The organism is Streptomyces platensis (genome assembly GCF_008704855.1).
Classification (GTDB): Bacteria; Actinomycetota; Actinomycetes; order Streptomycetales; family Streptomycetaceae; genus Streptomyces; species Streptomyces platensis.
In genome coordinates, this window is the sequence record NZ_CP023691.1 from 2,546,902 (window position 1) to 2,559,951 (window position 13,050).

Genomic DNA, 13,050 nt, shown 5'->3' on the forward strand with positions numbered 1-13,050 from the left:
TGGCCGCATGACGACCGGGACACGGCGAAGAATGGGCGTCGAGGAGCGGCGTGAGCAGCTGATCGCTGTCGCGCTCGATCTCTTCAGCCACCGTTCCCCGGAGGATGTGTCGATCGACGAGGTCGCCGAGGCGGCCGGTATCTCCCGGCCGCTCGTCTACCACTACTTCCCCGGCAAACAGCAGCTGTACGAGGCCGCGCTGCGCCGGGCCGCCGAGGAGCTCACCGCCCGGTTCGTGGAGCCGCACGCAGGCCCGCTCGGCGCCCGGCTGTTGCGGGTCATGGAGCGCTTCTTCGACTTCGTGGCCGAGCACGGCCCCGGCTTCTCGGCCCTGATGCGCGGCGGCCCGGCGATCGGCTCCACCCGCACCGGCGCGATGATCGACGGCGTCCGCCAGGCCGCCTACGAGCAGATCCTGGCCCACCTCGGCATCCCCGACCCCGCCCCACGGCTGGAGTTGGTGGTCCGCTCCTGGGTCTCCCTCGCCGAGACCACCGCACTCCTGTGGCTGGACGGCCGCCGCGTACCGCGCGCCGAGCTGGAACGCCAGCTCGTCCACGATTTCGCTGCGCTGGCGGCGGTGAGTGCGGCGTATGACGGCCAGATGGCCGTCGTGGTCCGCCGCGTGTTGGCCGATGAGCCGGAGGACGGGATGTTCGCGGATCTTGTGGCTCGGCTGGGGCGCATCGCTTAGGCTTCCCACGTTTTCGGCTTTCCCGCCGTGGGGGTTGCTCGCCGTTTGTGGCCCGCTCCGCGGTGCCCCCGCCGTTGCGCCTGCGGCGGGCCGGGTGGGTGTCGGGTGCGGTGACGGGCCTCCGGGGCAGGGTGTCCGGACTGCTTCGCTTTACGTCCGGACACCCTGCCCCTCCGGCCCGTCCCCTCCCGTTGGGGGAGTGAGTGACGGTGGGTGGGGGCTGGCCACGCGTAGCCAGTTCACTGCGACCGACAAGGTGCACCGGACCACCTACGGGCACCCCCACCGGCCTTCTTTCCCCACCCCCCAACGGGAGGGGACGGGCCGGAGGGGCCGGTGTGTGGGACGTAAAGCGAAGCAGTCCCACACACCGGCACCGGAGGTCCGTCACCGCACCCCGATAGCCCCGCGCAGCGGACCCGCCCGCCGCCAGGCGCAACGGCGGGAGGCAAGATCACCCCCATGAACGAGATCACCTTCAGGCTCGCCACCGCCGGCACCGGCACCGGCTCCCATGGCGACGACGACCTCACGGCCCTGGTCGAGCTGTACGACAGGGCAGCCCGCTGGATAGGACGAGCCCGCGTGGGGGCCGCAGCCGCCGGAGGCGGGCTATGTGCACCGGCTGATGGTGGATCGTCGGCTGCGCACCTATTACGAGGGCGCCGGTTACGCCGTCGCCGGGGAGCGCTCCAAGAAGGGCAACGGCGGCAGCCGGTACGGCGTCACCCTGCTGGAAAAGCGGCTGGGCGCCTGAGGCGCCCCAAGGCGGCGGGACAAGCAGCGCAACGTGGTGGAACGCTGCTTCAACCGGTTGAAGCAATGGCGCGGCATCGCCACCCGCTACGACAAGACCGCCGAGTCCTACCGAGCAGCCGTCACCCTCGCTTCGCTCCAGATGTGGGCGTGACAGTTGAGGTCAACTCCTAGATCCTTGAGCCCGATCCGATATGTGGAGGGAAGAGTGGCTGAGTCCCGGGGCAATGCTGCCCGGCCCGGGCCGCTGCCCAGCGGCCGGCACCACCTCAGCCGTGAGCAGGTGGTGACGTCGCAGCGGCTGCGCATGCTGACCGCCACCGCCGAGGCGATGAAGGACAAGGGGTACGTGGGGACCTCGGTTGCCGAGATCATCCGGCGCGCCGGGGTGTCGCGGGAGACGTTCTACCAGCAGTTCCGTTCCAAGGAGGACTGCTTCGTCCAGGCCCTGGACGCGGCCACGAAGCAGCTGGCGGGCCTGCTGGAGGCCGCTCGGCAGTCGGCGGCCGGCTCTCCGGAGGCAACCCGGCCGGCGCCCCCGGAGGAAACCTTCCGCCGACTGCTGCACTTCTATCTGCGGACCCTCACCGAACAGTCCGCCTTTGCCCGGCTGTTCCTCGTCGAGGTGTACGCCGCCGGGCCCGAGGCGATGGCCATCCGCATGGAGTGGCAACGATGGTTTGCCGACGCCATCGCTGAGATCTTCCACGTGGGGGACGAGGGCGGTGCGGACGAGCGGAGCTTCGGCTGCGAAGCCCTGGTCGCGGCCGCCGCGCAGCTGGTGACGGCGCACCTGGTCGCGGACGACCTGACGGGCCTGCGCAGACTGGAGGATCCGCTCGTCCGGCTTGCGGTACGGCTCCTTGGCTGAACGGCCCCCTAGGGGAGCCAGGGGAAGCGCGCCAGTTGACCCTGTAGGCCGGCGGGCAGCAGCGGCCGGAGCATCGTGCGGTAACCGGCTACCTGGTGCCGGGCCGCGGTGCGGTCGCTGTGGAACAGTTCGTTGGGCGTCTTGCCCGGGATCTGTAGCCCGGGGCCGCAGAGCGGGACCTTCGGCGCCTGACGGTGGAGCTGGTCGCCGCCGCCCGAGACGGCGTGCGGATCGATGTCGTAACCGTGGTCGCCGGTGAAGTAGCCGACCACGCCGTTGGCGAAGCACGCCAGGTTCGTGATCAGGTTCTCGGAGTGGCAGATGCCGTCGTTGGTGTTGCAGATCTCCTTGACCGTCAGGTCGCCGAAGCCGCGCGGCCCCTTCATGGTCATGCCCGGCAGGATCGTCGGCAGGTTCGTTTCGATGCCGCCCGGGCCGCCGTCCACACCGGGCCGCCGGGGATCGCCGTAGAGCACGCCGTTGATCTGGTCGTGCGGGACGGCGTCGCTGCTGGCGAGGGCGGCCAGCTCATCGCCGGCGACGATCGCGCCCTGCGAGTAGCCGGCGATGGTCACGTGACTGGCGGAGCATGCGCCGTGGAAGGTCTTCACCGCCGCGTCGAGCGTGGCGATGCCCTCGGCCACGGAGTCGTCCAGCGTCTTGGGGTCGCCGGGGTAGGGAGCGATGGACGCCGAGTAGTGGATTTTGGTGAACGAAACCCCTTCGGGGAGCGCGGCGTTGCTGCGGTCGTAGACCGTGGCATCGCCATCGAGGTGACCCCCGACCTCGAAGATCATCGTGTTCGGGCAGTCGGCCCGGGTCCGCGCCTGCGGGGCGGCCGCGACGGCTTGCGGTGAGCTCAGCCCCAGGACGGGCAGCGCGACAAGTATCGCGAGTAACGACCGGGTCCTTCGCATGTGCACCTCGTCTCGAATCGGCTTGGGGGGAACGGGAGTTCCGCCCCAGTGCGACGCCAAAGGTAGCCTCGAGAGGGGTTCCACGAACAGAGGCGTTCGTGAAAGTCTGGCCGCGACCGGTTCGACCGGAGGGCTGGGGCCGTCAATCAGCTCCGGCGCGTCTCACTAACGGACCGGGGGTCCGCGTGCCGCATCTCGCGGGGGCACACCCCGAAGCGCTGCCGGAATGCGGTGCTGAGCGCGCTGGAGGAGGAGAAGCCCGACGCGTACGCGAGCTCGGTGATCGTCATATGCCGGTACGCGGGTGCCCGCAGCCGGTCCCGTACCAACCGCAGCCGCTCCTCCCGGATCAGCTCGCGGGGGGTCGTCCCGGCATGCTGAAGGGCCAGCTGCACCTGGCGCAGCGACCAGCCCAGCGCCTGTGCCATGGAGGCGCCGGTCATGCCGGGGTCGGCCGCGTGCTCGCGGATGTACCGGCGGACCACCGTCTCCACCTCGGCCAGATGGCCCGGTGCGGTGGTGCGGTCGTCGCCTGCGACGAGCATGCACAGCAACTCGACCAGCCGGTCCGACACCGCGTCGAACTGGTCGCTGGTGAGGGTGTCACGCTCCTCATGCAGGCCGGTCAGCATGCCGCCCACCACCCGCCCCAGGCCGGAGGTCAGGTCGAGGCCCGTAGCGAGCGGCGACGACCGGTTCAACCGCCCGTTCACCTCCTGAGCGGGGATCGACATGATGAACGCCCGCATGGAGTCGTCTTGGAGGATCTCGAACGGTGCGGCGAACGTGAGCAGACACCCGGCCTCCGGCCCCAGCCGTAGCTCCTGGTCGTCCTGCCGCAGCACCAGCTCTCCGGCGACCGGTAACAGCAAGCGGTAGTCCTCGTCCGGCTCGTGCCGCACCTGGCCCGCGGTCCGGGTGTACTTGATCGTGTCCGACCACCACTGGACGAGCTGATAGGTGTCGGTGCACTGCCGGATCGTGCCCGCATGAAAGTCGTCGGTGTGCGGGTACCTATAGCTCATCCGGCTTTGATACGACGTCACGCGCTCGGCCCAGAGATCGGTGCGCTCACGCGACGCCACGTCCCGGGTTGTCCACGAATCCACAACGTAGGTTCCCAAGGCCATCGAAGACACCCTTCACCGCGGCCTTCTCACAGCGTGCACCGCCGGAGTCGGTTCTCGCGCTCACGGCCTGAGCCCCCCCCCGGGTGGTGCCGCGAATTCTAGTGAAGGGCGGTGCGGTCCGGGCAGCGCGCGCCATGGGCGGAGCGATGCGTGCAGCTGTGCGCTGACCTCGTTGTTGCGCACTGTGACAATTTCCTTACGCGCGCGGGCAATTCCGGCGGGCGATCCAGTCCTACCATCGCTACCGGATCCGCTGTGCGCCAGGGCAAGGCGGGTCCCCGCCGGCTGAGGTGGGAGGGGTCCCGTAACCGCCCCACCTGGTGGACGAACCCGTGGGCCTTGTCCAGAGACCCAAGTACTTGACCGAGGATCAAGATGGCAAGCGACAAGCTGATCCAGAACCTGCGTGAGCAGCACAGGACATCCCGTGCCGTCCCGAGCGGTCCCGTGGCCCGTAGAGCCTGGGGACTGACGATGGCGGTAGGGATTGCGGGCGCAAGCGTGGGAGTGTTCGGAGCCGGACCCGCAGCCGCGGACCCGTTATCGCTCGAACTGCGGTACACCTGCTCGGTTCTGGCGGCCCACGACCGGCCGGGCACGGTGAAGATCGACTCGGATGTCCCGACGTCGGCTGCGGTCGCCAGGCCCACCCCGAAATTCGTCATCCGAGCGGCGGTGCCGGTGAAGGCGGCTGAAACAAAAGGGCTGCGCAGGGCCGGCATCAAGACCATCCAGGGCACCGTGGAAGCGAAGGTCCGGGTGACAGCACCCGAGGGCGCCACCAACCTCAGAGTGCCGTTCCACGTGGCCAGGACCCACGTCCCGGAGTCCGGACCGTTCTTGGTCAGGGCGACCGGCGCCGCGCCGAGCCGCACCTTCAGCCGACCGGGCAGGGCGACAATCACCATCGGTGACCTCAGCGTGCACGTCACCGCGAGCGGCGTCATGACGGTCAAGCTCGATGTGCCGTGCAAGCTGGATCCCGGGCAACACCACGTCGTGGCATCGCTCGGCATCGCTGGGAAGGGAACGACGGCTGTCCCGGACCCGTCCGGGGCGGCTGATACGGCCACCTCCGGCACCACCGGGTCGCAGAACCCGAACGGAGGTGGGAGGGCGGGCGCGACCACGGAAGGCCCGGCCGGCCCCTCCGGCAACCTGGCGACGACCGGCAGCCAGGGCACCACGCGTCTGATCGCGCTGGCTGCGGGAACTGTCATCCTGGGCACCATGGCTGTGGCCGCCGCCTTCCGCTTCCGCTCACGCAGCAGGTGACCAGGGCGAACCCTGCCACGGCACGTCACACGCGGTGGGGATGGCTGGCGCTGACGGTGGTGACCGTGGGGGTGGCGGTCACCATGGCCGCCCGGGCGGGAACCGGGGAGGTGGACCCGGGCGGGTTGGCGGTCGGGCTGGTCAGCCTGATGCTGGCGGTAGCGGGCCTGCACCAGGCGACGCTCTCCCAGGCCTGGCAGGACACCGACACCGCCGGACTCGCCGACCGCCTCGCCGTCGACGTCAGGAAGCGCGAGGAGGAAGCCCGCCAGAGACTCCTCGGCGGCAGCGACCGCACCATCAACGTCGCGTTCACCTTCCTGCCCTCCCCCGCCCACCACGGCACCGGCGCAGCCCCCCACGGCACGTTGCAAGAAGTCGCCGCCTACTACCAGGCCCTCCGGCCCGGCCGTCTCGTCATCACCGGCGTACCCGGAGCCGGCAAAACCGTGCTCGCCCTCCACCTCATACTGCTTCTTCTCGCCGACCGCGCGCTGGGCGGCCCCGTTCCCGTACGCCTGTCGTTGTCCACCTTCGACCCCGACCGGAACACGCTCGACGACTGGCTCGCCGACCATCTCACCCGTGCCTACCGGCTACGCCCCACCGCAGCGGCCGCCCTGGTCGCCGCCCGTCTGATCCTCCCCGTGCTCGACGGGCTCGACGAAATGGACGCCGGTGAGACTCCCGGGCGCGCCTCCCGCGCCGCAGCCGCTTTGGAGGCCATGAACCGCTACGTCCACGGCACCACCAAGGGCCAGCTCGTCCTCACCTGCCGCAGCACCCCCTACGCCGCTCTCGAAGGTGCCGATATGTGGGCAGAGGACGCCTCCCGTATCGACATCGCCCCCGTCAGCCTGGCCGCGACCGAGGCGTTCGTCACCGCTCGCGCCCGCAAGCCGGCCCGCTGGGAACCCGTCCTGAACGCACTCCACGCCGCCCCGGCCGGTCCACTGGCCCAGGGCCTGTCCACACCCTGGCGGCTGACCCTGGCCCTCGCCGTTTACGACGCTCGTCACCGCGACGGCAGCTGGGCCCGTGACCCCGTGGATCTCCTCGAGCCCACCCTCCGGACCCCTGAGCAGATCCGGGACCACCTGCTGAATCTGTTCATCCTTGCCGCTTCCTCCACCGGCGCCACGACAGCGCCCTACACCCGGCTCCAGGTACGCACCTGGCTGACGGTCCTCGCCGGCTACCTGCACGCCAACACCACCAGCGCCCGCGATGTGGCCGGACGGCGACTCTCGGGCACCGACCTCGTACTCCATGAACTGTGGCCGCTCACCGGCCACCACCGCGCCCGCACCGTCCACGTCCTGCTGACCCTCGTGCTGTGGGCCACCGCTGACCTGCCTGCCGCCCTGCTCGATGACTGGAAGGTGTACGCAGGGAACGTGACACTCATGGTGGTGGGCAGTCTGCTCACCGGAATCCCGCCGTGGCCCATGCCGTCCCGGCTGGAACGAGTCGCTGTCAAAACCCCTGCGGGAAGGCAACAGCTCGTGAACGGGCTGGTGGGTGGGCTCTTCTGGGGCGGGCTCGTCGTCGTGGTCGACATGGGGAATGTCGTCGGGCCGGTGATCGGGCTCGGCTACGGATTGCTGGTAGGGCTCGCCGGTGGAGCGATGGTGGGAGCCGGACTGGCGGGCGTGCTCTCGGACGCACCCGAAGAGCGCAGGCCGCACGGAAGCGCTTCGCCGCGCGGCATGGTGCGGGACGACCTCGTGACCGGGTTCGCGACCGGCCTCGTGGTCGGGCTCGGGTTCGTCCCTTTCTATTGGTTCGCCCTGGGCCCCGTATTTGCGCTCGGGGCCGTACTCATCTACATGCTGCTGTTCGGCCTCGGCGGCGGACGTGCGCTCGCACTCCTCTACAACCGCCTGTTCAGATGCGGTTACCGGGGCGCACTCGACGCGCTGTTCAGGCCCTGGCGTGCGTTCGGCCCCCTGTTCAGGACCGGCGCCGGGCCGGCCCTCGGCACCGCAGGTGTCCGCTACACGGCTTTCCTGCTCTGCACCCGCCGCTGGTGGTCCGGCCAACCACTGCCCTGGCGCCTCGGCCGTTTCCTCGACTGGTGCTGCGACGCGGGTCTGACGCGCACCGCCGGGAACGCCTACCAGTTCCGCCACCGCGAGCTCCAGGACTTCCTCACCAGCGGCCCCATCCACCACGCCCCGCCGCACCAGCCGGCTTCTACTGACCCCGGCGGAAGACCGCCACCGTGCGTCCCGGAACCGTGAAGGTGCCCGAACCGGGTGCGTAGGACGCGGTGGCGGTGGTGCGGTCGGCGCCGTGGGCCTGGACGGGGTGCAGGGCGTAGCGCTCGCCCGTGAGGGCGCGGACGGTCTGGTGCTGCCGGTCCGGGGTGGCGTTGAGGACGACGACGAGGTTGCCGAGGCGCATGGTGAGGACGCCGGGGGTCTCGTTCTTGCCGGAGAGCGGGAAGGACAGTGCGGACTGGACGCGGGCGGTGGTGGACAGGCCGAAGGCCGGTTCGGTGGCGTGGATGCGGAGCAGGTCGCGGTAGGCGGCGGAGGCGCCGCGGATCGTGGCGCAGCCGGGCCGGAGTGCGGGGTCGGCCAGCAGGGGCCGGGCGTAGGGCCACTTGTCCTTGTTGTCGGCGGCCGGGGGCAGACCGCGGCCGAAGCCGTTGCCGTCGGCGCAGTTCCAGTGCAGGGCGTTGAACCAGTCGCCGCTGTCGAAGGAGTTGCGGTCCAGGGACTTGGAGCGCAGCAGGTCGGAGCCGGCCTGGGAGAGTGCGGGTCCTTGGGAGAGGGCCGCGGTGGCGAGGGCCAGGACCTGCATCCGGGCGCGGTCGGCGGGGCCGGTGTGCGGCGGGAGTTTGTAGGCGAGGGCGTCGTAGAGGGTTTCGTTGTCGTGGGCGTCGGCGTAGGCGAGCGCGTCACCGGGGGCGGCGGCGTAGCCGGCGGGGGCGCCGTTGTAGTCGACCTGGGAGCCCTTGACGCGGTGGCCGGTGGTGTCGGTGAAGGTGTAGTCGGCGAGGTTGCCGGTGAGGCCGACCTTGAGGAGGTCCTGGTAGTGGAGGAGCCGGGCGCGCTGCTCGGCCGGAGTGCCGTTGCCGGGCGCGGAGTTGGGGTCGCTGTACAGGCCCGAGGCGAAGCCCTGGATGCGGGGGTCGGCGTCGAAGGGGCCGCCGCCGCGCACCGCGTCCCGGGCCCGGTCGTTGAAGGTGGCGATGCCGGTGCCGGCCATGTTCCGCTGGGTGGCCTGGACGAAGCGGGCGTCGTTCGCGGCCTCGCCGAAGTTCCAGCCCTCGCCGTAGAGGACGATCTTCTTGCCGTCGACGCCGTCCTTCTGCGGGGTCAGCGCGTCGAGCGCCTTCCTCACGGCGAGGATGTTGGCCTTGGGGTGGTGGCCCATGAGGTCGAAGCGGAAGCCGTCGACCTTGTACTCCCTGGCCCAGGTGACGACCGAGTCGACGACGAGCTTGCCCATCATGGTGTGCTCGGGCGCGGTCCCGGAGCAGCAGGTGGAGGTGGCCACCCCGCCGTCGTCGAGCAGCCGCTGGTAGTAGCCGGGAACGATACGGTCCAGTACGGAGCGCGAATCCTGGCCGCTCGCGGCGGTGTGGTTGTAGACGACGTCCATGACGGTACGCAGCCCGGCGCTGTTCAGCCCCTGGACCATCCGCCGGAACTCCACGGTCCGGGCCGTCCCGCCCGGGTCGGACGCGTAGGACCCCTCGGGGACGGTGTAGTGCAGCGGGTCGTAGCCCCAGTTGTAGGCGTCGCGGCCGGCGGTCTTGGTCACGCAGTCCTGCTGGCGGTCGGAGTCGGGGGCGTACGAGGCGAGGTCGCAGCCGGGACGGGCCTGGTCGGCGCGCCGCTCGGGTGCGGTGGCGAAGTCGAAGGCGGGCAGCAGATGGACGTAGGAGGTGCCGGACCGGGCGAGGGAGCGCAGGTGCCGCATCCCGTCCGAGCGCCGGTCGGTGAAGGCGAGGTACTGCCCCGGGTGGCGGGAGGTCCGGTCCTCGGCGGAGAAGTCCCGGATCTGTAGCTCCTGGATGCGGGCCCGGCGCAGCGGCACCGCGGCGGGCTTCGCCGGCCGCGACCAGCCGTCCGGGGCGAGCCGCGGATCGTCGAGGTCGGTGACGAGGCTGCGCGCCGAATCGGCGGTCAGAGCGGTGGAGTAGGGATCGGTGACCTTGTTGGTGACGGTCTTGCCGACGGTGGGCGCGAAGACCGTGACCAGGTAGCGGTACGGCTTCCCGGCCCAGTCCCGCTGCCCCTGGACGCGCCAGACGCCGCTGCGGTCATCGCGTCGCATCGGGACCGTACGGCCGTCGAGTTCCAGGGCGACGGTGCGGGCGGTGGGCGCCCAGACGGAGAGCGTGGGCCGGCCGTGGCGGAACACCGGCCCCAGCACGGCCTGCTGGGCGCGCCGACCGTAGAGGTCGTCCAGAACGCCGGGCATCTGGACACCGGTAGTGGTGCGCCGTCCGTCCCCCGCACGCTGGACGGCCAGGAGCTTCCCGCGCAGCGCGGTACCGGCCAGGTGGCGGTCGCGGGGGTCGACGGTGAAGGCCGGGTACCCCGTCAGATGCGGATAGGCGGCCCGTTCGGACGGCGAGAGACTGCCCGGCGTCAGCCGTATGCGATCGCCCTGGGCACCGAACTCCAGCTGGGCGGCGCTGTGTTCCGCGCCCTTCCAGACGACGGTGTCACGGTCGATCCACTGGGCCAGGGCCTGCCCCGGAGGGGCCGGGGCCGCCTGTGCCGACTGACGCGGGGACGAGACCAGCAGGCTCGCCGTACCAAGGACCAGGGCGAGCGCGGCGGCCAGACGCCGGCGGGACCGGCGGGTGGTGGAAGACATGGGTCATGGTTCTATCCGTGCCGATTCCCCGTTGCAAGACCTTACGCAAGACATTGCAAGGGTGTTACGTTCCCGCAGTAGCCGGTCCGGCCACCCGGAGGCCCACCACGGAACGGGGCCTACGCGCCCGGATGGTCGGACCGGTGCCAGGGCCATCGGACTTCCTACCTGACAGGCCCGCTCAGCTCGCAGTGCCGCCCTGGACTATCCCGGGTCCCCGCCGGGCGTCGGCATGACACCAAGCTGCTGAAGGAAGCCGAGGAGATCCTTGTCCGACCACTTTTCGGCGAGCTTGCCGTTCTCGATGCGATGCATCACTGTCGCGGTCATCGCGATCGGCCTACCGGTGGCAGGGATGCCCGGGAGATCCCTCTCGTGTACGCCCCGGGCCATCAGCCGGGTCACGACCTTGTCGCCCTCCGCGATCTGGTCTTCGATCTCGTGCGTGCCGGGTGTGGCCTCCCAGAACAGCCGCAACACCTGTTTGACCCCCTCCCGACCAGGCGCGAACCCAGGAAACGGTGGCGGCGAGTGATCCTGGTAGTCCTCGGCCACGAGATCATCCATGGCATCGAGGTTGCCCGCGTCGATCTCCTGGTAGAAGCGGCGAACCAGCCTCTTGTTCTCCTCGGTGGACACGGGAACCCCTCTGCGCGTTCGCTTCGTATGCCGGAGCGGCAGATACGGCCCGAATCGTCGCCCGTCGGCTCCCCCGGCCACCCCCTCGGCGCGCCAGACCGCCGCGGACGTTCACTCGAAAGCAGCCGCCCGGATCACTCGGTCACCGAGGGCGGGGCAAACGTTGCCGATGCGGCACTAGAGGTCCAGTTCCGCGCGGACCACCTTGCCCACCGGAACCCGGTCGACGACCTCCCAGCGGGCGGCGAGCGCGGCCACCAGCGGCAGCCCCCGTCCCGTCTCACAGTCGGGCGGCGGCAGCACGAGAGCTCCGGGGGACGGCGGGCGCTTCTCCGTACGGGTGTCGGCGACCTCGATGCGGAGGGTGGCGGGGCGGGCCGCATCGCTATCCCCATGCGCGTAGGACAGGGTCGCGAGGCGCAGTTCGAAGTCCCGGCCCGGGACGCGGCCGTGGGTCACGGCGTTCGCGGTGAGTTCGGCGACGACCGCGGCGGCGGCATCGGACAGCGCGCCGCCGTAGGGAAAGCCCCACAGATCGAGCCGGTGGACGGCGAGATGCCGGGCGAGACGGGCGCCGAGGCAGGTGGCACTGAAGCGCTGGGTGAACACACGTACGGTAACCGGGGCTTGGGGAGTCCGGGAGGTTGCTTGGGCTGGCATGCGCTCCACGGTGGCGCCCGTATGGCAGCCATGGCCAGGATTTCCGCCCCTACGGAGCTCGTACGCAGCGTCAGCGTACGAGTGCAAAGGGTAGACACTGACGGTAACGGACCGTAACCATGGAGGAGTTGTGCGTGGGGCACGACAGACGCAGGGGAGGTGGCCGGTATGGCCGGCAATGCGGGCGGCAGCGAGCCCGAAACCACCGACAGCCTCAGGGCGTTCGGGGCCGTGGTCAAGGCGTTCCGGGGGCGGGCGGCGCTGACGCAGGAAGGTCTGGCGCGGCGGGTGGGATTCTCCGCCGGGACCGTCGCCTCGATCGAGCAGGGGCGCCGGCTCCCGCCGCCGGAGTTCATCGAACGGGCCGAGCGGGTACTGGACGCCTTCGGAGTGCTGCGGGCGATGGCGACGCAGCTGGCGCGGCAGCCGGGATTAGCCGCGTGGTTCCGGCAGTGGGCCAAGCTGGAGGAGCAGGCGATCAGCCTGTACACGTACGAATGCCGTTTGGTGCCAGGGCTGTTGCAGACCGAGGCGTACGCACGGGAGCTGTTCGAGCACCGCATTCCGCTGCTGACCGACATGGAGACCGAGACGCAGGTGACCGCCCGACTGGACCGGCAGAAGCTGCTGCGGGACCGGCCGAACACGGCGTTCAGCTTCATCGTCGACGAGCATGTCTTTCTGCGGCGGACCGGCGGTGCGGAGGTCTGCCGGGAACTCCTCGATCATGTACTGGAGAGCACCAGGCTCCGGAACGTCGAGCTGCAAGTGATGCCGCTGGCGAGGGGAGTTCACGCCGGGATGAACGGGCCGCTGCGGCTGCTGGAGACCCCGAGCAACCGGTGGTACGCCTACTCCGAGGGACAGGAATCCGGCCTTCTCATTTCTGATGCGAAGACCATCAGCACACTGCACATGCGCTATGCGAAACTGCGTTCGCAGGCCCTCACACCGGAGGACTCCCGGAGCCTGCTGACGCAGATGCGAGGAGCGCTATGAAGACCACCGAACTGGCCTGGTTCAAAAGCAGCTACAGCGGCAGCTCCGGCGACAGCTGCGTGGAAGTCGCCCTCGCCTGGCGCAAGTCCAGCTACAGCGGCGACTCCGGCGACGACTGTGTGGAGATCGCCGCCTGCCCCGCCACCGTCCACATCCGCGACTCCAAGGACAAGGACGGCCCGCAGCTCGCCGTACCGGCCGGTGCCTGGACGGCGTTCGTCGGGTACGCCGTCGAACTGGTCTGACGGCGCACGGCTTGACCCCGGGGCC

At 70.3% G+C, this 13,050-nt stretch carries 12 protein-coding genes and 1 pseudogene; 8 read left to right on the forward strand and 5 right to left on the reverse strand.

The window, feature by feature from the left end; genetic code table 11:
• Positions 1–7 precede the first annotated feature (7 nt).
• The 4 genes and pseudogenes from CP981_RS11025 (at position 8) to CP981_RS11040 (ending at position 2,321) form a co-directional block, all read left to right on the forward strand.
• The gene (locus CP981_RS11025; RefSeq protein ID WP_085925332.1) at positions 8–694 is read left to right on the forward strand and encodes a TetR/AcrR family transcriptional regulator; all 687 of its coding nucleotides are present in this window, start codon (positions 8–10) and stop codon (positions 692–694) included.
• 616 nt (positions 695–1,310) lie between these two features.
• Entirely contained in the window at positions 1,311–1,451 is a 141-nt protein-coding gene (locus CP981_RS38535) for a hypothetical protein (RefSeq protein WP_244329614.1), read from the forward strand.
• A gap of 21 nt (positions 1,452–1,472) precedes the next feature.
• Positions 1,473–1,604 (forward strand): annotated as a pseudogene (locus CP981_RS11035) (transposase); the annotation flags it as partial.
• Positions 1,605–1,658: 54 nt separating this feature from the next.
• Entirely contained in the window at positions 1,659–2,321 is a 663-nt protein-coding gene (locus tag CP981_RS11040) for a TetR/AcrR family transcriptional regulator (RefSeq protein ID WP_208852924.1), read from the forward strand.
• An 8-nt stretch (positions 2,322–2,329) separates the two neighbouring features.
• Here CP981_RS11040 and CP981_RS11045 read toward each other — a convergent pair whose 3' ends face one another.
• Both CP981_RS11045 and CP981_RS11050 read right to left on the reverse strand, forming a co-directional pair.
• Positions 2,330–3,238, reverse strand: a complete 909-nt coding sequence (locus CP981_RS11045) for a PE-PPE domain-containing protein (protein WP_085925330.1) — start codon at positions 3,236–3,238, stop codon at positions 2,330–2,332.
• Positions 3,239–3,384: 146 nt separating this feature from the next.
• Positions 3,385–4,263: an AraC-like ligand-binding domain-containing protein gene (locus CP981_RS11050; RefSeq protein WP_341873673.1), complete on the reverse strand. Its 879-nt coding sequence runs from the start codon at positions 4,261–4,263 to the stop codon at positions 3,385–3,387.
• 480 nt (positions 4,264–4,743) lie between these two features.
• On the opposite strand from CP981_RS11050, the gene CP981_RS11055 reads away from it, so the two are divergent.
• Both CP981_RS11055 and CP981_RS11060 read left to right on the forward strand, forming a co-directional pair.
• The gene (locus tag CP981_RS11055; RefSeq protein ID WP_143658887.1) at positions 4,744–5,643 is read left to right on the forward strand and encodes a DUF6801 domain-containing protein; all 900 of its coding nucleotides are present in this window, start codon (positions 4,744–4,746) and stop codon (positions 5,641–5,643) included.
• Between the two features lie 65 nt (positions 5,644–5,708).
• A complete protein-coding gene (locus CP981_RS11060; protein ID WP_143658885.1) occupies positions 5,709–7,886 on the forward strand; it encodes an NACHT domain-containing protein in 2,178 nt (725 codons plus the stop codon).
• Here CP981_RS11060 and pulA read toward each other — a convergent pair.
• From pulA to CP981_RS11075, 3 genes are all read right to left on the reverse strand, one after another.
• Positions 7,840–10,482, reverse strand: a complete 2,643-nt coding sequence (gene pulA, locus CP981_RS11065; protein ID WP_085925326.1) for a pullulanase-type alpha-1,6-glucosidase — start codon at positions 10,480–10,482, stop codon at positions 7,840–7,842. The two genes, CP981_RS11060 and pulA, sit on opposite strands and share 47 nt — an antisense overlap.
• Positions 10,483–10,686: 204 nt before the next feature.
• A complete protein-coding gene (locus CP981_RS11070) occupies positions 10,687–11,121 on the reverse strand; it encodes an ester cyclase (protein ID WP_085925325.1) in 435 nt (144 codons plus the stop codon).
• A gap of 177 nt (positions 11,122–11,298) precedes the next feature.
• On the reverse strand, positions 11,299–11,781 hold the full coding sequence (locus CP981_RS11075) for an ATP-binding protein (protein WP_085925324.1): 483 nt from the start codon (positions 11,779–11,781) through the stop codon (positions 11,299–11,301).
• Between the two features lie 168 nt (positions 11,782–11,949).
• Between CP981_RS11075 and CP981_RS11080 the strand changes: the two genes are divergently transcribed.
• Positions 11,950–12,780 carry a helix-turn-helix domain-containing protein gene (locus CP981_RS11080; RefSeq protein WP_085925394.1) on the forward strand — a complete coding sequence of 277 codons (831 nt, stop codon included), beginning with the start codon at positions 11,950–11,952 and terminating at the stop codon, positions 12,778–12,780.
• Positions 12,777–13,025: a DUF397 domain-containing protein gene (locus tag CP981_RS11085; RefSeq protein ID WP_085925323.1), complete on the forward strand. Its 249-nt coding sequence runs from the start codon at positions 12,777–12,779 to the stop codon at positions 13,023–13,025. Before CP981_RS11080 ends, CP981_RS11085 begins: the two co-directional genes overlap by 4 nt.
• Positions 13,026–13,050: the final 25 nt, after the last annotated feature.